This is a genomic window from Croceibacterium aestuarii (genome assembly GCF_030657335.1).
GTDB lineage: Bacteria > Pseudomonadota > Alphaproteobacteria > Sphingomonadales > Sphingomonadaceae > Croceibacterium_B > Croceibacterium_B aestuarii.
The window spans coordinates 2,358,145-2,381,921 of record NZ_CP131039.1 but is presented as its reverse complement, the minus strand read 5'-3'; the positions used below and the strand labels follow the sequence as shown (position 1 = coordinate 2,381,921).

Here is a 23,777-nt window from a genome sequence, read left to right as displayed (position 1 = left end):
CGTCAGAAGGTCACCACGACCTTGCCAATCTGCTGGTTCGATTCGAGGTAGGCGTTGGCGTCGACGAGCGATTCCAGGCCGGAAAATTCCCTGGCGATGACCGGTTTGAGCTGTCCGCCCCTGAGTCCGGCGACGATCCGCTCTTTCGCCTTATCGAAGCGGTGTGGATGGTTCCAGATCTCGCTCGCCACCCAGCCGCGCATCGAGCAGCCCTTGAAGGCCATCGGCCAGTGGGGGTAGGGCGTCGGGCTCTCAGACAGCCCGCCGTAAATGAACAGGATGCCGCGCGGGCGAAGCGCCTGCGCCAGTGTGTCGACATAAGGGCCGCCGACCGGATCGAAGGCGACATAGGCCCCTTCGCCGCCGGTGATGTCCATCACCCGTTCGACCAGGTCCTCTTCTTCGGTGGCGACGACATGGGCGGCTCCTTGGCCCAGCAGCGCCTCCGCTTTCGCATGGGTGCGGGTGGCGGCAATCGAGACGGCGCCAGCCCAGTTGGCTAGCTGGATCGCTGCGATGCCGACGCTCGAGGACGCGGCGCGGACGATGACTCCGTCGTTGATGCCGACATCGGCGACCTCGATGATGGCAAAGGCGGTCATGTATTGCATCCAGATCGATGCCGCTTCGGCATCCGACAGGAAATCGGGCGCCGGCAGGAGGATACGCGCGGGCACGATCGCCTGCTCCGCCCAGATGCCGTACTGGCCCTGTTGGATCATCGGCAGGACGCACACGCGGTCGCCCTCCTTGTATTCTGACACGCCGGACCCGACCGCTTCGACAACCCCGACGCCCTCGTATCCGATCAGCGTCGGCAGCTGCGGCTTGGTCGGGTAGCGCCCGGCGCGATACATCGCTTCGGAGCGGTTCAGGCCAACCGCGAGCACCTTGATGCGTACTTCGCCGGGGCCGGGAGCGCCGACCTCGACGTCGTCGATCTTGAGTACTTGCGGACCGCCCGTTTCATGAACCCTGATCACGCGCGCCATCGATGTTTCTCCCTGGATTGCCTGCAGACTGGAGCTAGCCAGCCCGGATTGCCGATGTCCAGCGAAGTCCGGGCCAGACAAAGAAAAGGGGCCCCTCCCGAAGGAGAGGCCCCAATTCGTGGCAGGTTTCGTGCTGGATTAGAACTTGACGTTCGCTCCCAACGAATACCTGCGACCCAGCGTATTATAATACTGGGACGAGAAGCTGCCACCGGGAAGCTGGCCGAGAGCAGTGTTAGCAGAGGTGTCGATCCCCGTGTAAGGCGGCCTCTTATTGAACAGATTATCTACGCCGAACCGGACGGTCAGGTTTTCGGTAAGGGCGTAGCTGCCCGACAAGTTGAACATGTCGTAGGACGGACCGCCGGTCGTCGGTGTGGGGAACAAGGCTTCCGAGGAATCCTCGACCGAAGGCCGATGTTGCCATTGAAGTGCCAGGTTCGCACCGCCAACCCGGTAACCCAGGGTGGTCAGCGTTTGCCATTCGAAGGCAGCGCCGCTCAGTCCGGCGGCTGTGGTGCCGAACGTCCCCGTGTAGTCCGTGTTCGGGTTCGATGCCAGTTCAGCCACGTTGTAGTGGATGAAATAGCTGCCAACGACGTTCAGGTTGAGTGTGCCCGGTCCGACCGGAACCGCCCAATCGAGCTGCGCGTCGATACCTTCGATATCGATGGCACCTGAGTTGTTGTAAGTCATGATGATGTTGCCAAGATTTGGAGCGCCTCCCGGCGTGGCCGAAGCTTGGTAGTTCACACCGTTGCACACGTCGGCTGCCGCAGCCGCGGCCGCCTGCGAAGAACTTCCGGCCGCACCTGTAACCAACGGGTTATAGAACGGATCGAAGCACACCTGGAGGGCCGCACCCGGCGAGAAGCCGATGGCATCCTTTATCTTGATGCTGAACCAGTCGACCGACAACCGCAGCCGATTCAGCGCCGGGCTTGTGAATGGGGACGAGATAACGAACCCCGCAGTCCAGGTGTCCGCCACTTCAGGCCTCAGGTTCGCATTTCCGACGAGAGTCGGGAAGGCGAAGCCGCCTCCGGGGGCGGGCATCTGGGCGACAGGCTGGCCATAATAAGCCGAACCAGAGCCGACACCAGCAGTGGCGTCCATCCTCGCGGCGCAGACCGCCGTGATGTCCGCTTCGTTGGGTGTACCCGCACCCGCCGAAATCCGGTAGCTCGACCGCTTCGAACAGATGTCACCCAGCGCATTGAACGCGAAGGTCTGTTGCGGGGAGAGAAACAGTTCGGCGATGTTCGGCGCGCGTTCGGCGCGGTTGAAGCCGCCACGGACGCGAAGCCAATCGGTCACCGCCATGTCACCCAGAAGCTTGTAGGTATAGCTCGTGCCAGTGGTGTTGTAGTCCGAAATACGGCCGCCCAACTCAAGATCGAGCGAACGAATGAAGGAATCGCGCAGAACCGGGACCAGAAGCTCGCCGTACAATTCCTTGACGTTGATTTCGCCTTTGGTGTCGCCGCTCGGGTAGATGCCCAGCGCCTGGTCCTGGAACGAGACGCCCTGAGTAGTGAGGGTGTCGTTCTGATAGATGTAATTGGTTTCGCGATAGCTGGCACCGAGCGCCGCCTGCAACGGACCGGCAGGAAGATCGAACAGCGAGCCGGTTATGTTTGCTTCCCAGATGTTCTGCTGGATCTTCGACCGGTTCTTCAGATCGGCACGGATCGCTTCGCGGCAGTCTTGTGAGATCGTGGAAGGATCTGCAAAGAAGTTATAGCCGCTGGTGCAGGTCGCAAAGTTTGCGCCGAAACCGTCGCCAGCGTCGTTGCTCTGCGCACTGAAACCCTGACCCCAGTTAGGCGAGGTGATGAGTGCACGCAGGCGATTGAGCGACTTGACGCCGGTCTGGATGGCGTAGGTCGAGGATTCACCGAAGTTGGCGAACACTTCCCAGGTCCAGTCGGTGTCGGGGATCGAGCCCTGCAGTCCAGCAGTGATGTTGTAGGTGTCGACGTCGGAGTCGTTTTCCCGCGGATCGTCAAACAGGTAGGCCAAGTCTACATTGGACTCGGAATTCGCCAGGAGATTTCCGAGGAAATTGGTGCCTGTCCCGCGACCCAGCATAAGAGCCTGCAAGTCGGCCGGCAGCGGGAACACGACATACTTCGGGCATCCCCCCGTGGTCGGGCAGGCGGTCAACCCGTATTGTCCGCCCGGAAGGTAGGCCGCGTTTGTCGAACCGTCGGCGTTGAGAGATGAAGGAATTCCGCGGGCGGAGTCACCCGTGTAGGCATCGTAGCCGTAGGGAATGCTTGCGCTCCATCCGCCAACGACCGGACCCGGCTCCTGCACAGTATGCGTATGCACATGGGTGTACATCGCCTGTCCGAACACGCCGATCCAGTCGTTGATTTCATAATTGCCGCGAGCCAGGAAGTTGTAGCGAGTGAGCGGCAGCTGCTCGTACAGATAGGTGTCATTGGCCGCGACCGTGCCGATGGCAGTCTGTTTCAAGGTGTAACCGTCTACGCCCTGGGCTTGGGAGGCGCCCCCACGCTGAGCAAATCCACTACCGGTAAAGACGCTTCCGTCCGGGTTGGCATACAGCGTGAAGGCGCCCGTGTTTTGGAACAGGTTGAAGTAACCGAAGCCGAAATTGGCGGGAACGCACAGGCCGCTGTCAATCGGATTGGGGTTGTTGGGATAGGTACAGCTATAACTGCTCGAAAGGGTCGGGTCGGCTCCTGGCTTGAGGACCAACGTCGAACCGTTGAGGTTTGCGCCGGGGAAGTAGCTGATCATCTGGTCCGGATTGACGCCATTCGACGACACGCCGGCCCGGGGCAGGAAGAAGCCGGTGCCACCAACGTTCGGGTCTGCCCAACGGTCGACGAACCACGGCAGATCCCGTTGATAGATCGCTTCGCGCTTATTGGTTGACATGGCGAACGACACGTTGCCTCGTCCGTCGTCGAAATCGGCGCCCATGATTCCGGACACCTGATATTCGAAGCCGCCACCGTGCTCGCTGAGACCGGCAGTACCGTCGAGCTCAAGGCCCTGGAAGTTCTTCTTAAGGATGAAGTTGGCCACACCGCCGATAGCATCGGCCCCGTAGGTCGCCGAGGCGCCGCCGGTGATGATCTCGACGCGCTCCACCGCGGCGGATGGAATAGTATTGATATCAACCACGCCCGTTGCGTTGCCCGGTGTCGCCCGCCGACCGTCGATTAGTACGAGGTTGCGGTTGGCGCCAAGACCGCGCAACGAAATGTTCGCGGAACCCGGGGTATTGGTTGCCGTCGGCTGGATATCACCTGCGTTAGCGCCAACCGGCGTTTTGGAGGGGACGAACTGCGGCAGCTTGTTGAGGTTTTGCTCGATCGCCGAGGTCGTCGAACTTTGCAGCAGCGACTCATCGACAGTGACAAGCGGGCTGTTCGATTCATAGTCGCGGCGCACGATGCGCGAGCCGGTAACGACGATGCCCGCAGCTTGGGTCGTCTCGTCGGTGACCTGGGCGCAGTCGGCGTCGACGCCCGGCGTGCACTGCACCGGTTCGTTGGTGTCGACCTGGCCACCGGCTTGCGCCAGAGCCGGGCTTCCCGCGATCGCGAGGCCGGCGCCGCCGGCCATGAGAGCGGCCCTGAAAGCCGCGCTACGGTTGATCTGCAAACTCCTCACTTCGAGCTCCCTTCGTACAAATAGCCCACGGCCCGCGAGCCGCGGTTGGATTCCTGAAATCTTGCTGTGAAAATCCGGCCGGCAGACAGCCGACCGCGCAACCGTTGAAGGGGGTACATGCAAGGCGAAACGCGCCGGGGCGCAGTCTCCGTTGCGCATCTGTGCGCTTGCCTCATCGAAATACCCTCCCATACGGTCAGCTCCTGAATCGAAGCTGATCCGTCTCGACCGTTATTATTCCGCCTCGTTGATAGTGTCTAGCCTCGGCGCTTGTCACCGGGCCCCGACTCTGCCGCTTTTGCGCAACATTTTGCCGTTTCGACGGCCACGGGGTCCTATTAAGTTGCCTGCAGATTTTTGGGTTTGTGTCGGAAAGACGCGGATTTCTGCGGGTTTGAGGCCTGTGGCGGCCTTGACGTCCCAGCGAGTGTTGCTCCCCTGCATCGCTTGCCCATTTTGTCGCCTTTGGGGGCTGTTGATAATGTCCGGAGCGTTGCTGATACCGCTCCCTGTTCAAGGCGGGAAAAGCTGCTAGACCTTCGGTAAGCCGGGAGGGCGGGAGAAGATCGCAATATGACCAGAGCGCGTCGGGCGAACGGGCCCAGCGATGATGTTTTCGTTCATGGCGGGCGGGGCGCCGACGCGGGTTGGCGCCAGGTGTTGCGAAGCCATGCCCTCGCAACCTGGAAGTCCGATGGCGGGTTGTCGGCGGCGGAGGCCGTCGAACGTTTGCCGGACCTGGGTCAGATGGCCGAGGAAGCAGTCTCTCTGATAGAAACCTTCACCCTCGGTGCGCTGGCTCGCGCGCGGCGCAAGGGTGAGACAGCGGGGGAGCCGGGCGAGGAATTCTTCGACCAGCTGAACCTGATCCTCAATAGCCTCGAGCCCAGTGTGCAAGGACATGGCGCCTCGGGAGACGGGTCGCCGCTGATCTTCCAGAGCGAGCTGTGGCAAGTCTTGCACAAGATGCGGGAGAGCGCCGAGCTGTCCTATGCCCGCGAGGTCGATCTGGTCGAACTCGACCGGCGCATCCTGTTCCTTCTGCGCAGCAAGGGACCGCTGGTGCCGGCCGAACTGTCGTCTGCGGTCGGCGTCGACAAGGCGCAGGTCAGCCGCTCGGTCAAACGCCTGCTCGAATTGCGCATGGTCGAGCGCGAGCAGATCCGCTCCCCGGTTATGCTGACCCGCAAGGGGGAGGCTTTGGCCGACCGCCTGCTGCGCCTCGCCGACTTGCGCAATCGCGAGCTCATATTCGATATCGCCGACGACGAACTCGAGCGCTTCTTTGCTACGATCGAAGTGCTGCTCAAGCGCTCGGTCGCTCTTTACGAGCAGGAGCGCGCTCGCGCCAATACGCCAGACCGCGGCGAGGGCGAAGGCGACGTAACGATCGCCCAGCGCCGCGTGGACGAGGCGATCCTGGTCGACCGCACACGCATCATGTCGCCGCTGCTGACGCTGAGTGCCTATTTCAGCCGCAGCGGCGCGCTCGCGTTCAAACGCCGTACCGGTCTCTCGAACTTCGAAGCATGGGTGCTCAATGAAATCGGGATGGCCGCGCCGATAGATTGGCCCACGCTGACCGCGGCGTTGCAGCGCGATCACAGCCAGGCCGGGCGTACGGTCAAGGCCCTCATGGATCGCGGTCTCATCGCACGCGATGGCCGGCCCGGGCGGCGGCACGGCAAGTTCTATCCGACGGCAGAAGGCCAACGGCTCTATAATCTCATTCAGGAGACCAGCGTCGAGCGCAGCAGCTTTCTGATGGCGCCGCTCGGCGACGAGGAGCGCACCCGGTTCTTGGCGACATTCGACAAGCTCAGGCGCAACGCGGTTGCCCAGCTCGAACGCGAGCGCGCGCTCGAGGAACTCGATTGCGACTGAGCGAGCCCAGCTTGCGAAGACCTACTTGATGCGCTCGACCCGGACGGCTTGCTGCGACCCGACGACCATTAGGTAGCCGCCCAGCGCGCCGCGCTGGATCTCGATAGAATCGCCCTTACGCGGCGGCCTGAATGAACTTCCGCCGCTTTCTGTCATCAGCCACTGTGCACCATTGGTGAGCTCGACCAAGTAAACGTGCGGCTGGCGTTCGCGCACGGCGGACACCGTGGTGGTGATTTGCCGCGCACCGTTACGGTTCGGGTCGAAACGGGCGGAGGAGCGGGACCGCAGGTCGTCGGCACCGAAGCCCCCCGGCGCACCTTGCGGCGCCAGCACCGCACCGCCGCCATTTGGAGAGGGCATCTGCCCAGGGACCGATTTCGGATTGCCTCCGGCGGCGCGGATATTGTTGTCGTAGCAGGCGAGGCGCGCCGTCGGATCGTCGATCTTGGCGCACTCGCGCATGATATTGAGCACTATTTCGTTGTTTACCTGAGCGGTAGCGGGCGTGGCGGCCACGGCCATCGCCGATCCGGCCAGCAGAAATGTCGCGCGGAGCGCCGATGTCATGCGAGTGAACTCCCTCTCGTTGTCGCGCTTCTGACGGCTCGCCTCTTTTCGCGCAAGTGGCTTGCGGCGCGCCGAACGCAGGGAAGGGCGCTCAGTCGGCGGATTCCTCGTCCTGGGCCTGCAATTTGCCGCGGCGCACCTGGTCGGCCTCCATCGACTTGAACAGGGCGGTGAAATTGCCCTCGCCGAAGCCCTCGTCCTTCTTGCGCTGGATAAATTCGAAAAACACCGGGCCGATCATGGTCTGGCTGAAGATTTGCAGCAGCAGGCGCGGGTCGCCGTCCTCGGTCGAGCCGTCGAGCAGGATGCCGCGCTTGCGCAGTTCCTCGACCGGTTCGCCGTGGCCTGGCAGTCTGCCCTCAAGCATCTCGTAGTAGGTGTCGGGCGGGGCAGGGGCGAACGGTGTGCCGCAGGCTTTCAAGCGATCCCATACCTCGTAGAGGTTGTCGCAGCTCATGGCGATGTGCTGGATGCCTTCGCCGTTGAACTCGCGAAGGTATTCCTCGATCTGCCCGCCGCCTTTCTGGCCTTCCTCGTTGAGCGGAATTCGGATCTTGCCGTCGGGTGCAGTCATCGCCTTGCTTGTCAGGCCGGTGTATTCGCCCTTGATGTCGAAATAGCGGATCTCGCGGAAATTGAAGATGCGCTCGTAGAATGCGGCCCAATGCGACATGCGTCCGCCGTAGACGTTGTGTGTCAGGTGGTCGATGATCCGCAGGCCGGCGCCTTCGGGATGCCGGTCGACGCCTTTTTCCCACACGAAGTCGATGTCGTAGATCGACAGCGCCTCGTTTTCGCCGTCCTCGTACCGGTCGATGAGATAGATCAGCGAATGACCGATGCCGCGGATTGCGGGGATGTTGAGTTCCATCGGACCGGTGTTGACGTTGGCCGGCTCCGCTCCGCGGGCCAGTGCCTCGGCATAGGCCTTTCCGGCGTCGCGAACGCGGAACCCCATGCCGCAAGCCGAAGGGCCATGTTCGGCGGCGAAGTAGGCCGCGGGACTCTTGGGTTCGTAATTGGCGATGAAGTTGATCGCGCCCTGGCGCCAGAGCTGCACGTCCTTGCTGCGGTGACGCGCCACCAGTGTGAAGCCCATTCCTGCGAAGCATTCTTCCAGCACGCCCTTTTCGGGCGCTGAAAACTCTAGAAATTCGAAGCCGTCGAGGCCGAGCGGATTGTCGAAAAGATCGGTCATGGTTTCAAATGTAACGAATATGGCCAGATGGAACAAGCGCCTAAAACGTCGCGACGTTCGAGAGGATCGAGGGTTCCAGGTGAAATCGCTTGAATCGCAGCGTTAACTGTGATTCTTGTGGGATATGAACCCTCGCCGACCGATATCTGCGCTGCCCCGTGAAAAGCTGATCCAGCTCGGCGCGCTTTGCTGGCTGCTGCTGCTTGGCGGGATGGCCTTGGCGGGGCCCTATGGCGTGCTCGCTTGGGGGGAGAACGTCTCGGTGCTCGAGAAGCGGCAGCAACAGATCAGTGAGCTGAAGCAGGAAAAGGCGCGGCTCCAAAACCTCGTAGCGCTCCTCGATCCGAATCATGTCGATCCCGACCTTTCGACCGAGCTTCTGCGGCGCGATCTCAACGTCGCCCATCCCGACGAATATATCCTCGACCTGCCCCAGCGCTGAGGCGGGGTTTCCGTCGCAAATGATACGATTAGCAGGCGTTGCAACGCGCCCGTCTCTGCGCCTATAGGCCTGCCCACGAGACGGTGCCTGGCACCACAGACGGACAGGACGAACCACCTTGGCTAAAGCCGCCAGCCCACGCTCAAGCAAGCCCGCCGCCAGCCCGAAATCCGCGGCGGCAAAGTCTTCCCCCAAGGACGCTCAGGCCGACGATAATTTTGCGCTGCACAGCCTCCAGGAGGATTTCGAGGCCAACCGGCGCTACAAGGCAAAGAAGGATGAGCTGCTCTCGCTTTACGAAACGATGCTACTCATCCGCCGGTTCGAGGAGAAGGCCGGCCAGCTTTACGGTCTCGGCCTGATCGGCGGGTTCTGCCATCTTTACATCGGACAGGAAGCCGTCGCGGTCGGCCTGCAGTCGGCGCTGACCGAGGGCAAGGACAGCGTCATTACGGGTTACCGCGACCACGGCCACATGCTTGCCTACGGCATCGATCCCAAGGTCATCATGGCCGAGCTCACCGGCCGCCAGGCCGGCATCTCGCACGGCAAGGGCGGCTCGATGCACATGTTCAGCACCGAACACGCGTTTTACGGGGGCCACGGCATCGTGGGAGCGCAGGTCCCGCTCGGGGCCGGACTCGCCTTCGCCCACAAGTACAACGACGATGGCGGCATCACGCTGGCCTATTTCGGCGACGGCGCCGCCAACCAGGGCCAGGTCTACGAAACGTTCAACATGGCCAGCCTGTGGCAGTTGCCGATCGTCTTCGTGGTGGAGAACAATCAGTACGCCATGGGCACCTCGGTCAAGCGCTCGAGCGCGGAGACGCATTTCTACCGCCGCGGCACGGCGTTCCGCATACCCGGCATCGCGGTCAACGGCATGGACGTGCTCGAGGTTCGCCAGGCGGCCGAAGTCGCTTTCCAGCACGTGCGTGCCGGCGGCGGCCCGGTGCTGCTCGAACTCAATACCTATCGTTACCGCGGCCATTCGATGTCCGACCCGGCGAAATACCGGACCCGCGAGGAGGTGCAGGACCAGCGCGAACACAACGATCCGATCGAGCGGGTCAAGGCGGACCTTGCGGGGCTCAAGGTGTCCGAAGAGGCGCTGAAGGACATCGACAAGGCGATCCGCGCCCGCGTTAACGAAGCGGCCGAATTTGCCGAAAATTCGCCTGAGCCGGAACCGGCCGAACTCTACACCGACGTGCTGGTGGAGAGCTACTGATGGCGATCGAGCTCAAGATGCCCGCGCTTTCCCCGACGATGGAGGAAGGCACGCTCGCCAAGTGGCTGGTCAAGGAAGGCGACACCGTCTCGGCCGGCGACGTGCTGGCGGAAATCGAGACCGACAAGGCGACGATGGAATTCGAATCTATCGACGAAGGCACCGTGGGCAAGATCCTGGTTCCGGAAGGCAGCGAGGGCGTGAAGGTCGGGACCGTGATCGCTGTGCTCGCGGGCGAGGGGGAGGACGCCTCCGATATCGCCGCGCCTGCGCCCGCTTCGACGCCAGCCCCGGCGGACGTACCCGGCGAGGGCAAGGACGTCGGGCGTGCGCCGGACCGGGCCGAGATCACCCGGCCGCAATCGAGCCCGCGGGCCGACGATCCGGAAATCCCCGCCGGTACCAACATGATAACGGTCACTGTTCGCGAAGCGCTGCGCGATGCGATGGCCGAGGAGATGCGGCGTGACGAGCGCGTCTTCGTGATGGGCGAGGAAGTCGCCGAATACCAGGGCGCCTATAAGGTGACCCAGGGCCTGCTCGAGGAATTCGGCGACCGCCGGGTGATCGACACGCCGATCACCGAATACGGCTTTGCCGGCATCGGCACCGGCGCGGCGATGGGCGGCCTCAGGCCGATTGTCGAGTTCATGACCTTCAACTTCGCGATGCAGGCGATCGACCACATCGTCAATTCCGCCGCGAAGACCAACTACATGTCGGGCGGCCAGATGCGCTGCCCGGTGGTGTTCCGCGGCCCCAATGGCGCGGCCAGCCGCGTCGCCGCCCAGCACAGCCAGAACTACGGCCCGTGGTACGCCAGCGTACCCGGCCTGATCGTCATCGCGCCCTACGATGCGTCGGACGCCAAGGGCCTGCTCAAAGCTGCCATCCGGTGTGAAGACCCGGTCGTATTCCTCGAAAACGAATTGCTTTATGGTCGTTCGTTCGAGCTTGCCCAACTCGACGATCACGTGCTGCCCATTGGCAAGGCACGGATCGTGCGCGAAGGCTCGGACGTCACCATCGTCAGCTATTCGATCGGCGTCGGTCTCGCGCTCGAAGCGGCCGAAGGGCTGGCCGACGAGGGCATCGACGCCGAGGTCATCGATCTGCGCACGCTGCGCCCGCTCGACACCCAGACGATCCTCGAGAGCCTGGCGAAGACCAACCGCCTGGTGGTGGCGGAAGAAGGTTGGCCGACCTGCTCGATTTCTTCCGAGGTCATCGCGGTATGCATGGAGCAAGGTTTCGACCATCTCGACGCACCCGTCTTGCGGGTGTGCAACGAGGACGTTCCGCTGCCCTATGCGGCCAATCTTGAAAAGCTGGCACTGATCGACTCTTCGCGCATCGCGGAAGCGGCGCGCAAGGTCTGCTACAAGGACTGAGCGCGCCGGGCGCTAAAGCGAACTGCTGAACTTGTTGCACCTGGCGACCGGATCCGGCGAGGCGTTGTCGCGCTGGTAAATCTTGCTCAGGTCGCGGCTGTCGCGGACGTTGAATGCGCCGTAGACGTTGATCAGGTTGTCCTTGATGAACACGTCGCCGAACAGCGGCTGATAGTCGTAGGCTATCTCGACGAAGATGACCGCATCGTCCTCGTCGTACGCCGTGACCTCGCTGCCGCTGGGGCCCATACCCTTGAAGGTGGGGTCGGAGAGACCCGCTCCTTCGTTGCCGAATGTCGAGCTCCAGTCCTTGGTGCCGAGACAGCGTTGCCAGTGGATATACTGCTGCTTGGACGGGCTACCGGGCACCACCTCCAGGCTGCTGATGATCACTCGCCCTCGGTTGAACAGATCGGTGGACTTGCCCGCCTCGATGCCGGCACCGGCGAACACGTCGTCGATGTCGCTCTCGTAAATCCGCCGGTTCTCGAGCATCGAGGTGTCGCCGATCCGCGAGGCATTGTCGGCGATCTGCATTGCGGTCTGGCTGATCTTGAGGTGGGTCAGCGCCAACCAGGCAACTTCGGTTCCGTAGAGCCCGGCAGTCAGCAACAAGGGCGTGGCCAGCGCCAGTTCGGTCATCGCCAGGCCGGAGGTGTCGCGGGCGAGACGCTGCAAGAGAGATCCCAGCCTCGTCATTTGCAGTTCCGCACCGTGGTGGCGGTTTCCTGCTGGTCCCACGGCTGATTGCGCAGAACCGTAGAGGTTTCGAGCTGGTGGGTGTCGGCCAGGCCGATGAAGCGGCCGATCGGGAAGGCTCGCGGATACGATACGCGGACGGTGTAAAGCACCGCATCGCGCGCGCCGCCGCCGCCGCTCTTGCCGCGGTCGCGGTCCCACGACTTGTTGCCGTTGACGTCCTCGAACGGTTCGCCGTTGTCGCATACGCCGTTGCCGTTGAGGTCGGAATAATCCTCTGGCGAAGAGACGTCGGAGAAGTTGGCGTAGGCCTTTCGGTCGAAAGTCAGCGTGGCGTTCGGCGCGATGTCATGAACGGCGTTGGTCACGCCCGCATCCAGCAAGGATGGGTTTGCCCCCTCGATCGATGAATTGCGCGCGGCCTTGGCGATGGCGCCCTGCAGGATCGCGGAGGTGTAGGTATTGTAGCCGAGATCGAACAGGCCGAGCAGCATCATGATCAGCACGGGTGCGACGAGTGCGAACTCGACGATCGCCGCGCCCTGTTCATCCCGAACGAGCGATCGAGACGCGGGGCCGGCGATCACTTGGCTATCCTCAGGTCGCCGATCCGCTGGGCGATGTCGTCGAACGTTTGCTGCAACGCGATGGCGTTGGCCGCTTCGAAGTAGTGCCCGGGACCGGCGCAATCGGTCATCGTCGGGCTGAGCGTCGTGCCGAAACCGACCACCCACACCGTGATATTGCGCTTCTTCACCTCTTCGCAGGCAAATCCGAAGCGCTTCTCTACCGTTTTTGTCAGCGACAGCGGCGACCCGGGTCCCCAGCGCCTCAGGTCGAGCGGCTCGATGCCATAGCTGGTGTAGCTGATGTCGAGCGGAGCCGTCTCTCCGTCCGTCAGGAAGATAAGATTGCGGCTGGTCGACACGCCGTTGACGTCGGCGTTTTCGGCGGCGAACAGGCCGGTCGGCGAGATCAGCCGGCCGCCCCAGATCATGCCGATGTCGTGGTAGGTGTTGCCCTGCGGCTTGAGCGTGGCCAGGAAGATGTCGAGCTGAGCCGCGGTCAACGGAGCCAGTTTCATGGCCTTCGGCGGGCAGGCGCTATAGCCCCACCACGCGGCGTTGACGTAGTCGCTGGTAGTCTCGAGCGCCGGAATGCTGAACCCGTTGGGCGCGGCGCCGATGCCGCGCACGAAGCTGAGATCGCGCAGCATCGGCTTCCATTGAGTGTCCGGCTTGCCGGGGTCCGGAACCAGGTCGAGGTCGAGATCCATCGCTTTCGACAGGTCGACATTGGCATAGTCGGTGATCTGGTACGTCTTGCGCTCCTCGACGCACCCGTCCCAACCGACTGCGACTTTCGAAGGCGTGAGCGACGTGCCGCCGATCTTGAACTTCTTCGTCTTGCCCTTCTTGGCGAAACGCACGTCGGTCAGGATGCTGTCGTAATTCCAGCGCTTGGTGCCGCCGGAGGATATGGGCTCACGGGTGTTGTAGGTCCACTTGTCTGCAATCCAGTCTGGTTCGAGCAGATCGCCGACGTTGACGTTGGTCGAGTACGGGACGAAGCCGTAGCGGATCCGCGATCCCGCCTTGTTGGCTGACGCCAGCTGGGCGTAGAAACTGCGGACGACGTCTTTCAGCGATTCGATGCGGCTCTTGCTGTCGCCCATATTGGTCGTGCCCATTGAACCCGTCACGTCCAGCACCATCATGATGTCGGTGTTGGACATGTTGAGCTGGGCCCCGCAGCTCGCCCGCAGCGGCATTTCCGTATAGCCGAAGATGTTCATGATGGTGGTCGGCACCACCACGCTTGCCGTCCCCGCGACGGTAAAGTCGGACTCGACCTTCATCGAGAAGCGTCGGTCCCGGGTGCCGTACATCCCGTCCCTGAAATTGACGTCGAAGAAGGCCTGGCCGGCCTTGAGCGAGTCGGCACTCATGACCCCGGCGACCAGGTTCGATCCCATCCGCTTGCGAGCGGCCAGCACCCCGGCGTCGCAAGCCTGCTGCAGCCTGCTTTCCGCGAGGTAGCCGCGGCTGACGTCGACGCCGCCGCCGACCATGGCCAGCAAGGGGATCAGCGCGGCCGCAATGATCGCGAGGGTGTTGCCCGCAGTGTCTCGAGACAGGCCGTCGAGGAATGCGGCGAAGCGTGCCGCCGCAGATGGCCGATTCGGAGTCATGCCAAGCCGATACGACGGGACGCGTAAGCGGCTGCTGAAGCGGAGTGGTTAATATGTTCATACATTCCGCCGACCCGCGGAACTGCATGCTATTTGAGGACGAACAGCGGCCGCGAGTAGCTCAGCGTGATGTTGTCGATCGAGGTCCCGCCGACGATGTCCGGCAGGTTATAGGTAATGTCGAGATCGAATTCGAGTGCGCCGTCCACGCGGCTCGGGTTGACAGGGTTGACGGCCACACTGAGCAGATTGGCGTTGAGATTGTAAGGCGAAGCGACGGCCATGGCGGCGATGTTGGCTTCCAGCATCGTGTTCGAGACCTGATTGTTCTTCTGGTACTCGACCGCTGCAAAGCGCGCGGCGTCGCTCGCCAGCGATCGAATGGCGTTGTAGTTCTGCATATAGATGCCGACCGAGACCACGCCGAACATGAGCGCGAAGAAGACTGGCGCGAGCAGGGCGAACTCGATCGCCGAGGCGGCGCGGCTGTCGCGCAGCAGGCGGTGAATGAAGCTGGATCGCGTGGTCACGATACCTGCACCGTGCGCACGACGGTGTAGTTGATCGGCGAGCTCACGCCGAAGTGCGTCCAGACCGGCGAATAGGTATCGGTCAGGGTCAACTCGACATAAGAGTAGACTTGCTGGCCGGTGCAGGTGGGTACGGTGGCGGAAAGCGTGGCGGCGGTGCCGCAACGGTACTTGTCCGCAATGGTCAGCTGATCGTCACGAAGGTTGAGCGATGCCTCGATGATCTGTTCCAGGTCGCTCGAGGTAATGCCCGAACCGCCGGCTGCCGCGAGGATGATCTCGCCCGCTTCGCTCGCCGCGCTCTGCAGTTGCTGCTCGCGCGAGATGATGTTGCTGACCTCGAATACGCCAAGCGACAGCGTGGCGAGCAGGGGCGCGATCAACGCGGTTTCGATCGCCATGGTGCCGCGGTTGTCGCGGCCCAGGGAGAAAACTTTGCGCAGGGCGATCATGCCACCAGCCTCACGCCGCCGGCCGAAGATCCGGCGGAGTTGGTTTGGGTCGAAGTGCAGGTGGTGGTGATCGTGGTGTTGCCCGAGATTTTCAGCTTCGCCGCCCAAAGCTGGAAGCACAGCGGTGCCGTGCTCGAATTGCCGTTGATCGTCAGATCGCCGTTGGGAAGGTAGAAGGTGCCACGCACGGACACGTTCGCATTGCCGTTGAATGTGTGCGCAACCGAGGTGGTCTGGTCGCCCTTGTCTTCGTAGACCAACATGCCGCCATAAAGGTTCTTGTAAGCCTCGTTGGGCGTGCCCACGAAATCCCCAGCTTCCATCGGGGTAAGGTCGAGCTTGCCGGCATTGCCTTGCCCGCCGAGTTTGATCTGCGCGCCGTTCTTGAGGACGAACATGACACCCGTTCCGGTGATGTCGGCCTTCTGGTCGCTCATGTCCAAAACGCCGCCGTCGACCACGTAGATGCCCGGTTTCATGATGATCTTGCAGGTCATGTTCATGCCGTCGTAGACGCCGGGTTCCAGATAGATCGCCGTGCTGGTTGCCTTCTTGCCGTGGGCGCAGTCGATCGTGCGGTGAGTGCTGTCCGTTGGCGTCGGCGTCGGCAGTTCTTTGAACGGGTTGGAGAGGCTTTTCGCGCCTTCGGTGACCTTGCTCTCGAGGTATGCCGGTACGCTTGCGCTGCCGCACGTTACGATGCTGTCGGTCGTGACGCCCTTCTTGCTGGGATCGGTGCTGTCGACGTCGATCTTGATTGCATCGTCCTCGCACGAGAGCGCGCCCAGGCCGCATGCGGCGCTCACCGAGGCGCTTCCGCCGACGGTGAAGACGCCGGATTCGCCCTTTTTCAGCGCCATCAGGCATGCCTGGTAGGTGCCGCCTTCGGCGAAGGTTGCCTGGGCGCTGGCGAAGACCGTCATCGCCTTGCCCACGATGAAGCCGGTGAAGGGCAATTCCTTGGTCGCCCGGGCCGAGACGATCACCGAATTGTTGGTCCCGCCCCCATAGCTGCCGAGCTGGACGATGGAATCGGAGTCCGCAGTCGCGAACGTCTCTGTCAGCGCGAGGTTGGCGACATATTCCTGTCTCGCCCGCGTCTTGTAGTTCTGAGAGTTCTTGTCGTAGGCGAGGGTCCAGGCGCCGGCGAGGGCGCTCTGATCGACCGCCTGCTGCAGTTCGCGTTTCCACGCATACATTTGGGCCATATCCATGGCGTACCCCGCGGCACCGATCAGCACCGGCATGCCCAGCGCCGTGAGCAGCACCGCATTGCCGGTCTTTTCGCCCAGCAGCCGCCGGAGAAATCGGACTGTCTTGCTAGCCATGAGCCCTGCCACAAATAGAAATCGGGGTTCGAACAGGATGCTTTTAGGCCATCATGCTCACCAGTCCGTGAAAGGGGACGGTTAACGGCAACTTGACCACGGAATCCGGGTTTCCCCGCGCCATTGGGTTGACAGGAGGCGGCGCGCCTGCCGTGAAAAGCGCGCATGGACCACGCGCTTGTCGACGAATTGGCCGAGCCGCAGCGACTCGCGTTGGCCCATGCCAGGCCGGGCGCCCTCGAACCCATCCTGGCGGTGCTGGCGCTGGATGCGCGGCTTGCGGCCTTCGTGCGCCGCGGGCACGAGCCGCTGCTGGCGCAGGTGCGGATTGCGTGGTGGCGCGATCGTCTCGGCGAGCCTCGCGCCGCGTGGCCTAAGGGCGATCCCTTGCTCGCCGAACTGACACACTGGCGCGCCCCGGATGCGCTCTTGCCTCTGGTCGACGGCTGGGAGGGGCTGCTTGCCGAAACGCTAGACGTTGCCGCTGTCGAGGGCTTTGCCGCCGGGCGCGCCGCGGCATTTGCTGCATTGGCCGGCGAGCTTGGGGCAAGCGATCCATTGGCGGCGAGCGCAGGACGTAGCTGGGCGTTGGCCGACCTCGCCGGCAATCTGACCGACCCTACCGAGCGCGAAACGGTTCTCCGCGTTGCCGCAACCGGGGGCGCACGTCTGCCGTCCCATCGCGCGCTGCGGCCGCTGGCGATCCTGGGCGCGCTCGGCCGCCGCGCCATTGTCCACGGCGGACGGCCCCTGCTCGAAGGACGCGGCGCCGCCCTGCTGGCGATGCGGGTTGGCATGTTCGGCCGCTAGGCTATTGTCGCTCCCGGGAAAGGGACGCGAAATGAACAAGATGGTGCTCGGCGCGCTCGGCGTGCTGGTTCTCTTCGCAATCGGGCTGGTCTGGGCGCAGGGCCGGGCGGAAGTCGAACGCGGTGCCCCGCCGCCGCTGCCCGCGCCGCTTATAACGCCGAGCGGACTGCCGAGCGCCGACATTGCCGGGCTCGAAGGGCCGGCCCCGCCCGAGGCGAGCGAACTGACCCGCGAGGAACAGCGCTTCTACCGATACGACCGCAACCGCGACCGCGTGATCACGCGTAACGAGATGATGTCGAGCCGAACCGACGGCTTTCGCAAGCTCGATGTCGACGGCAACAACCTGCTGACGTTCGAGGAATGGGCCGTTGCGACCTCCGACCGTTTCGCCGAGATGGATGCCAACGGCGACAACAAGCTGAGCCCGGCCGAATTCGCCACCAGCGCGCCCAGGCCCAAACCGCGTCCGACGAACACCTGCTCCTGCACCAGGTAGCTCGTGCCTAGGCGGGGACGCGCATGCTCTCGAGCCAGGCGCCGAAGTCGGCCTTGGCGCGGCCGGTATAGGCTTCCTTGCGCTGCTTCTTGGCGACTTCGTGGAGCGGCGGGAACAGGCCGAAGTTGACGTTCATCGGCTGGTAGCTGTCGGCCTCGGCATCGCCGGTGATGTGCGCCAGCAGCGCGCCCATCGCGCTCGTCGCCGGCGGGGCGGTCCACGGGATGCCCGCCAGGTCGTCGGCCGCCATGATGCCGGCGAGGAGGCCGACCGCCGCGCTTTCGACATAGCCTTCGCAGCCCGTGATTTGCCCGGCGAAACGGATGTGCGGCGCCGCGCGCAGGCGCAATTGCCGGTCGAGCAGCGTCGGCGAATTGAGGAAGGTGTTGCGGTGCAGCCCGCCGAGCCGGGCGAACTCGGCGTTCTCGAGGCCGGGGATCGTCCGGAACAGGCGCACCTGCTCGGCATGTTTGAGCTTGGTCTGGAAGCCGACCATGTTCCACAGCGTGCCGAGCTTGTTGTCCTGCCGCAGCTGGACCACGGCATGCGGCCAGCGGCCCTGGGGAAACTCGGGCGTGGCGTCATGCGGATTGTCGAGTCCGACCGGTTTCATCGGGCCAAAGCGCAGCGTGTCGACACCGCGCGCGGCCATGACCTCGATCGGCATGCAGCCATCGAAATAGGGCGTGCTGGTTTCCCACTCCTTGAACTCGCCCTTCTCGCCGTCGAGCAGGCCTTGGTGGAAGGCGAGATATTGCTCCCGGGTCATCGGGCAGTTGATGTAATCCTTGCCTTCTCCACCCGCTGAATCGACCTTGTTCCAGCGCGATTGCATCCAGCATTTGTCCATGTCGATGCTGTCGAAATGGACGATCGGGGCGATGGCGTCGAAGAAGGCGAGACGGTCCTGTCCGGTCGCGGCGACGATGCTTTGCGCCAGCGCCGCCGCCGTCAGCGGGCCGGTGGCGACGATCGTCGGTCCGGAGGAGGGTAGGGCATCGATCCGCTCGCGGACGATCTCGATGTTCGATTGCTGGCCGAGCGCCTTCTCCACTTCGGCGGAAAAGACCTCGCGGTCGACTGCCATGGCCGAACCGGCCGGCACCCGGGCGGCTTCGCCGGCGCGCATGATCAGCGAATCGAGCCGCCGCATCTCGTGGTGCAGCAGGCCGACGGCGTTCTTTTCGTCGTCGTCGGAGCGGAAGGAGTTGGAACAGACCAGTTCGGCCAGCCCGCTGCCCTGGTGCGCCGGCGTCATGTCGCCGCCCCCGCGCATTTCCGACAGCCTCACCCGCGCGCCGCGCCGGGCGAGCTGCCAAGCCGCCTCGCTCCCGGCGAGACCGCCGCCGATAATGTGGACATCGTAAGACATTGCTAAGTCGCCTAGTGCTTGTAGGCGCCGCGCATCAAGCCCAAGCGAACCGGAAAGGGAAATCCGTGCCGAATCGTGCTCTGAGCGAGAAGCGTCCGATCCTGCTGGCCAGCATGGCCGCGGCGCTGGCGTTCTTCGTCATGCGTCAGTCGCCGCTGCCCGAGCTGTTTCTCGTCCCGCTCAAGGGTGCGGGGGTCGGCCTGCTCGCTCTCTATGCCTTCATGCGGCACCGCGGCCGCGACGCCTATCATATGGGCGCGATCATGATCGTCGCCGCGCTCGGCGACATAGCCATGGAGGTCGATCCTATTGCCGGGGCCCTGCTCTTTGCCGGATACCACCTTGGTGCCATCGGGCTCTACCTCAGGCACCCGCGCGATCATGTCGCAGCGACCCAGAAAGTCGCTGCCGCAGCAATGGTGCTGCTCACTCCGGTTATCTTCTGGCTGCTCCCGTTCGACCGCGCCGAGGCGCTGCCCGCTGCGCTCTACGGCCTGGCGGTCGGCGGCATGGCCGCCTGCGCCTGGCTCAGCGCCTTCTCGCGCTATCGCGTCGGGCTTGGCGCTGTCCTGTTTCTCGTCTCCGACACGCTGATTGTCGCCGGATATGGGCCGCTCATGGGGCAGGAGTGGCAGCAGTGGCTGATCTGGCCGCTGTACTACACCGGGCAGTTCCTTATCTGCATCGGCGTGCTCGGCCGGCTGCGGCGGCGCCTCTAGCTCTCTTGCAGCCGTGCCGCGTAGGCCTTCATCGCTGCAGCGAGCCATTCGGCAAATCCTTCCCTTTCGCGTTCGAATGTTGCGCGGAAATCGGGGTTTTCGAGATAGAGGTCGGACAGACCCGCATAGGCTTCGGGGGAGCACGACCGATTCCACATCGTGGCGATCCATGCGTGATGGCGTGCGAGCAGGGGATCGTTTGCCGGATCGTCCGCCTTCGCCCCAGCCTTGAAAGCCTCGGCCAGAGCGCGCGAGGCTGATTGCCCTTCGGACAGTCGCGCTTCCAGGTTCTCCTCGTCGAGCGATGCGAGCTTCGCCTTGCTGGCCTCGATCCGCTTCCGCATGTCGCCGCCATAACGTTCGACCAGCCACCTCTCGTACTCGGCCTGCTTGGCCCCGTTGAAGCCCTCGAACATGTCCTTGTCGGTCATTGCCTCTTCTCCCGTGATGTCCGCGATGGTGCGGTCGATCGTGCGGAGGAGTTGGCGCGAGCGCTTTACCCGGTCGGCGAGAAGGGTGCGATGCTCGGTGAGGATCTCGACCCGGTCGCGGCCGTCGCCCTCGATCAGGCGAGGGATTTCCGCCAGCGGGACGCCGAGTTCGCGGTAGAACAGCACGTCTTGCAGCCGGACGAGTTCCTCTCGGCCGTAATACCGATAGCGGTTCGCGCCAACGAACGACGGCTTGAGCAGCCCGATCTCGTCATAATGATGCAGCGTGCGCACCGACACGCCGGACAGGCGCGCAAGCTGCTTGACGGTATACCGGGCCATTTCTCGTCGTCCTTCCTTCGCAAGGACGGTGAGATACTCCCTCACGCCGCGTGAGGGTCAAGCCCGTCAGATTTCGCCGTCGTCAGGGCCCTCGTCGCGCACCGGCGGGTTGTCGGGTCCGGTCACATCGCCGCTCTCGCGGGCAACCATTTCTTCGACCACCATTTCTTCGGCCAGGTTTTCCGGTTCCTCTTCTTCGTCGATGCGCACCGCGCTGACGACGTGCTCGTCCTTGCCGACATCGAACAGGCGCACCCCGGCCGAGCCGCGGCCGATGACGCGCAAGCTCGCGAGCGAGATACGGATCAGCTTGGCCTTGTCGGTCACCAGCATCAACTGATGGTCCTTGGTCGCGGTGAAGCTGGCGACGACAGGGCCGTTGCGGGCGATGTTGTCGATGTTCGTCACGCCCTGGCCGCCGCGGCCGGTGCGGCGGTACTCGTAAGCCGAGCTCATCTTGCCGTAGCCATTGGCACAGACGGTGAGGATGAATTCCTCGTTGTCGGCCATTTCCTGGTGTTCGGCGGAAAGCGGCGCCGCATCTTCGTCGGCCTTCCACGGGGCCACGCGCAAGTAGGCGTCGCGCTCGTCGGGGCTCCATGCACCGCCCTTGAGAATGCCGGTTGAGACGACTTCGTCCCCGTCCTTGAGCCGCATTCCGCGCACACCGGTGCTGGTACGGCTCTGGAAGGCGCGCACGTCCTCGCCGTCGAATCGAATCGCCTTGCCCTGGCGGGTCGCCAGCAGCACGTCGTCGCCTTCTTCGAGCAGGCGCACGCCGATCAGGCGGTCGTCGCTATCGTCCTCGAAGCGCATGGCAAACTTGCCGTTGCTGGGAACGTTGGTGAACAGGTCCATCGAGTTGCGCCGCACGTTGCCCTTGGCGGTGGCGAAGACGACGTGGAGCGAACCCCAAGTGTCCTCGTCCTCGGGCAGCGGCAGGACGGTGGCGATGGTCTCGCCGTCGTCGAGCGGCAGCAGGTTAACGATCGGCCGCCCGCGGGTCTGCGGACCGCCTTCGGGCAGCTTCCAGACCTTGAGACGATAGACCTTGCCTGCGGTCGAGAAGAACAGGACGGGGTTGTGCGTCGAGGTGACGAACATCTCCATCACCGCGTCCTCTTCCTTCGTCGCCATGCCGGCGCGGCCCTTGCCGCCGCGGTGCTGGGCGCGGAAGGTCGAGAGCGGAGTGCGTTTGATGTAGCCGTCGAGGGTCACCGTCACGACCATCTCGTCGCGCTCGATCAGGTCCTCGTCGTCGAGGCCGTCCCACGCCGGTGCGATCTCGCTGAGGCGCGGGGTGGCATAGGCGGCTTTGATCTCCTCGAGCTCCTGCCGCATGACGGCGTAGAGTTTGACCCGGTCGGCGAGGATTTCGAGATATCCCGCAATTGCAACCGACAGTTGTTCGAGTTCGTCGCCGATTTCGTCGCGGCCGAGCGCGGTAAGCCGGTGCAGCCGCAGGTCGAGGATCGCCTTCACCTGCCGGTCCGACAGGCGATAGGTGCCGCCTTCCTGATCGGCATCGGGTTCGATCGCTTCGACCAGCCGGATGTACTGGACGATGTCGCCGATGGGCCATTCCTTGGCCAGCAGGCGGTTGCGGGCTTCGGCAGGGTTCGGGGCGGTGCGGATCATCGCCACGACCTCGTCGAGGTTCGACACCGCCACGACCAGACCAAGCAGAACGTGGGCCCTGTCGCGCGCCTTGTTGAGCTCGAACTTGGTGCGGCGGGTGATGACCTGCTCGCGGAACTGTATGAAGGCCTGGATGAAATCGCGCAGGTTGAGCGTCTCGGGCCGGCCGCCGCGGATCGCCAGCATGTTCGCCGGGAAGTTGGACTGTGCAGGGGAGTGCCGCCAGAGCTGGTTGAGCACCACCTCGGCGGTCGCGTCGCGCTTCAGGTCTATGACCACCCGCACGCCGCGGCGGTTGGATTCGTCGCGGATGTCGGAAATGCCCTCGATCCGCTTTTCCTTGGCCGCCTCGGCGATCTTCTCGACCAGCGCGGCCTTGCCGACTTGGTAGGGGATCGAGGTGAAGACGATCGACTGACGGTCGTTGCGCCCAGTTTCGATCTCGTGGCGCGCGCGCATGATGATCGAGCCGCGGCCGGTGGTGTAGGCCGAGCGCGCGCCGGCGCTGCCGAGAATGAGCGGGGCGGTCGGGAAATCGGGACCGGGGATGTACTCGATGAGCTCTTCCGAACTGATGCCCGGGTTGTCCATGTAAGCGAAGCAGCCGTCGATCACTTCGCCGAGATTGTGCGGCGGGATGTTGGTCGCCATGCCCACCGCGATGCCGCCGGCGCCGTTGACCAGCAGATTGGGGAAGCGCGCCGGCAGGACCGAGGGTTCCTGGCGGGACTCGTCGTAGTTCGGGACGAAATCGACCGTATCCTTGTCGAGATCGTCGAGCAGGGCGTTGGCGACCCGGGCGAGGCGGCTCTCGGTATAGCGCATGGCCGCCGGCGGATCGGGGTCCATCGAGCCGAAGTTGCCCTGGCCGTCGATCAGCGGAACGCGCATCGACCACGGCTGGACCATGCGGGCCAGAGCATCGTAGATCGCGCTGTCGCCGTGCGGGTGGTACTTGCCCATCACGTCGCCGACGATGTTGGCCGACTTGCGGTAGGGGCGCCCGGCGACGTAGCCGCCCTCCTGCGCCGCGTAGAGAATGCGGCGATGAACCGGCTTGAGCCCGTCGCGCACGTCGGGCAGCGCGCGGCTGACAATCACGCTCATCGCGTAATCGAGGTACGAGGTCTTCATCTCATCGACGATGTCGATGCGCTCGTATCCCCCGCCTTCACCTGCGGGATCGATAAGGTCAGTGTCGTCGCTCACCTGCGAAAAATGCCTGTTCTGTTGTCGGTTTCGGCTCGCCGCGAACCCTACGGGATGGGGCAGGTCATAGCCAGCTTGCAGCCCCCTAGATGGGCGCTCGGCGGCGCTTTTTCCACACTTGCCGCCCAATTTCGGCGGAGCGCAAGATTGCACCGCGAAAACCGCTCATTCAATCGCTATTCACCGTCCCCGGCC

General features: G+C 63.7%; 20 protein-coding genes. 7 read left to right on the top strand and 13 right to left on the bottom strand.

The window, feature by feature from the left end:
- Window positions 1–2 precede the first annotated feature (2 nt).
- Complete coding sequence (locus Q7I88_RS11785) at window positions 3–992, bottom strand: zinc-dependent alcohol dehydrogenase family protein (RefSeq protein WP_305096112.1); 990 nt, start codon at window positions 990–992, stop codon at window positions 3–5.
- A 138-nt stretch (window positions 993–1,130) separates the two neighbouring features.
- Entirely contained in the window at window positions 1,131–4,595 is a 3,465-nt protein-coding gene (locus Q7I88_RS11780; protein ID WP_305096111.1) for a TonB-dependent receptor domain-containing protein, read from the bottom strand.
- A gap of 795 nt (window positions 4,596–5,390) precedes the next feature.
- On the opposite strand from Q7I88_RS11780, the gene Q7I88_RS11775 reads away from it, so the two are divergent.
- Entirely contained in the window at window positions 5,391–6,527 is a 1,137-nt protein-coding gene (locus Q7I88_RS11775; RefSeq protein ID WP_305096110.1) for a MarR family transcriptional regulator, read from the top strand.
- A gap of 21 nt (window positions 6,528–6,548) precedes the next feature.
- On the opposite strand, the gene Q7I88_RS11770 is transcribed toward Q7I88_RS11775, so the two are convergent.
- Window positions 6,549–7,097, bottom strand: a complete 549-nt coding sequence (locus tag Q7I88_RS11770; protein WP_305096109.1) for a hypothetical protein — start codon at window positions 7,095–7,097, stop codon at window positions 6,549–6,551.
- A gap of 91 nt (window positions 7,098–7,188) precedes the next feature.
- Window positions 7,189–8,295, bottom strand: coding sequence for a 4-hydroxyphenylpyruvate dioxygenase (gene hppD, locus Q7I88_RS11765; protein WP_305096108.1), 1,107 nt, complete (start codon window positions 8,293–8,295; stop codon window positions 7,189–7,191).
- A gap of 124 nt (window positions 8,296–8,419) precedes the next feature.
- Between hppD and Q7I88_RS11760 the strand changes: the two genes are divergently transcribed.
- The 3 genes from Q7I88_RS11760 (at window position 8,420) to Q7I88_RS11750 (ending at window position 11,362) form a co-directional block, all read left to right on the top strand.
- Entirely contained in the window at window positions 8,420–8,737 is a 318-nt protein-coding gene (locus Q7I88_RS11760) for an FtsB family cell division protein (RefSeq protein ID WP_305096107.1), read from the top strand.
- Between the two features lie 118 nt (window positions 8,738–8,855).
- Window positions 8,856–9,971 (top strand): pyruvate dehydrogenase (acetyl-transferring) E1 component subunit alpha, encoded by a 1,116-nt coding sequence (gene pdhA / locus Q7I88_RS11755; protein WP_305096106.1) that lies wholly within the window; start codon window positions 8,856–8,858, stop codon window positions 9,969–9,971.
- On the top strand, window positions 9,971–11,362 hold the full coding sequence (locus tag Q7I88_RS11750) for a pyruvate dehydrogenase complex E1 component subunit beta (protein ID WP_305096105.1): 1,392 nt from the start codon (window positions 9,971–9,973) through the stop codon (window positions 11,360–11,362). The genes pdhA and Q7I88_RS11750 overlap by 1 nt, the downstream gene beginning before the upstream one ends.
- 12 nt (window positions 11,363–11,374) lie before the next feature.
- On the opposite strand, the gene Q7I88_RS11745 is transcribed toward Q7I88_RS11750, so the two are convergent.
- From Q7I88_RS11745 to Q7I88_RS11720, 6 genes are all read right to left on the bottom strand, one after another.
- Window positions 11,375–12,061: a hypothetical protein gene (locus Q7I88_RS11745; protein ID WP_305096104.1), complete on the bottom strand. Its 687-nt coding sequence runs from the start codon at window positions 12,059–12,061 to the stop codon at window positions 11,375–11,377.
- Complete coding sequence (locus Q7I88_RS11740) at window positions 12,058–12,648, bottom strand: TadE/TadG family type IV pilus assembly protein (RefSeq protein ID WP_305096103.1); 591 nt, start codon at window positions 12,646–12,648, stop codon at window positions 12,058–12,060. Before Q7I88_RS11740 ends, Q7I88_RS11745 begins: the two co-directional genes overlap by 4 nt.
- Window positions 12,645–14,252 (bottom strand): Tad domain-containing protein, encoded by a 1,608-nt coding sequence (locus Q7I88_RS11735; RefSeq protein WP_305096102.1) that lies wholly within the window; start codon window positions 14,250–14,252, stop codon window positions 12,645–12,647. Before Q7I88_RS11735 ends, Q7I88_RS11740 begins: the two co-directional genes overlap by 4 nt.
- A gap of 89 nt (window positions 14,253–14,341) precedes the next feature.
- On the bottom strand, window positions 14,342–14,782 hold the full coding sequence (locus Q7I88_RS11730; RefSeq protein ID WP_305096101.1) for a TadE/TadG family type IV pilus assembly protein: 441 nt from the start codon (window positions 14,780–14,782) through the stop codon (window positions 14,342–14,344).
- Window positions 14,779–15,234 carry a TadE/TadG family type IV pilus assembly protein gene (locus tag Q7I88_RS11725; RefSeq protein WP_305096100.1) on the bottom strand — a complete coding sequence of 152 codons (456 nt, stop codon included), beginning with the start codon at window positions 15,232–15,234 and terminating at the stop codon, window positions 14,779–14,781. The genes Q7I88_RS11730 and Q7I88_RS11725 overlap by 4 nt, the downstream gene beginning before the upstream one ends.
- Entirely contained in the window at window positions 15,231–16,562 is a 1,332-nt protein-coding gene (locus tag Q7I88_RS11720; protein WP_305096099.1) for a pilus assembly protein TadG-related protein, read from the bottom strand. Before Q7I88_RS11720 ends, Q7I88_RS11725 begins: the two co-directional genes overlap by 4 nt.
- A gap of 165 nt (window positions 16,563–16,727) precedes the next feature.
- Here Q7I88_RS11720 and Q7I88_RS11715 point away from each other — a divergent pair, with 165 nt between their 5' ends.
- Entirely contained in the window at window positions 16,728–17,372 is a 645-nt protein-coding gene (locus Q7I88_RS11715) for a hypothetical protein (RefSeq protein ID WP_305096098.1), read from the top strand.
- A 31-nt stretch (window positions 17,373–17,403) separates the two neighbouring features.
- Window positions 17,404–17,871 carry an EF-hand domain-containing protein gene (locus tag Q7I88_RS11710; protein ID WP_305096097.1) on the top strand — a complete coding sequence of 156 codons (468 nt, stop codon included), beginning with the start codon at window positions 17,404–17,406 and terminating at the stop codon, window positions 17,869–17,871.
- A 7-nt stretch (window positions 17,872–17,878) separates the two neighbouring features.
- On the opposite strand, the gene trmFO is transcribed toward Q7I88_RS11710, so the two are convergent.
- Window positions 17,879–19,243, bottom strand: a complete 1,365-nt coding sequence (trmFO, locus tag Q7I88_RS11705) for a methylenetetrahydrofolate--tRNA-(uracil(54)-C(5))-methyltransferase (FADH(2)-oxidizing) TrmFO (protein ID WP_305096096.1) — start codon at window positions 19,241–19,243, stop codon at window positions 17,879–17,881.
- Between the two features lie 65 nt (window positions 19,244–19,308).
- Between trmFO and Q7I88_RS11700 the strand changes: the two genes are divergently transcribed.
- The gene (locus Q7I88_RS11700) at window positions 19,309–19,962 is read left to right on the top strand and encodes a lysoplasmalogenase family protein (RefSeq protein WP_305096095.1); all 654 of its coding nucleotides are present in this window, start codon (window positions 19,309–19,311) and stop codon (window positions 19,960–19,962) included.
- Here Q7I88_RS11700 and Q7I88_RS11695 read toward each other — a convergent pair.
- Both Q7I88_RS11695 and gyrA read right to left on the bottom strand, forming a co-directional pair.
- Window positions 19,959–20,735, bottom strand: a complete 777-nt coding sequence (locus tag Q7I88_RS11695; RefSeq protein WP_305096094.1) for a MerR family transcriptional regulator — start codon at window positions 20,733–20,735, stop codon at window positions 19,959–19,961. The two genes, Q7I88_RS11700 and Q7I88_RS11695, sit on opposite strands and share 4 nt — an antisense overlap.
- A gap of 66 nt (window positions 20,736–20,801) precedes the next feature.
- Window positions 20,802–23,582, bottom strand: a complete 2,781-nt coding sequence (gene gyrA / locus Q7I88_RS11690; RefSeq protein ID WP_305096093.1) for a DNA gyrase subunit A — start codon at window positions 23,580–23,582, stop codon at window positions 20,802–20,804.
- Window positions 23,583–23,777 lie beyond the last annotated feature (195 nt).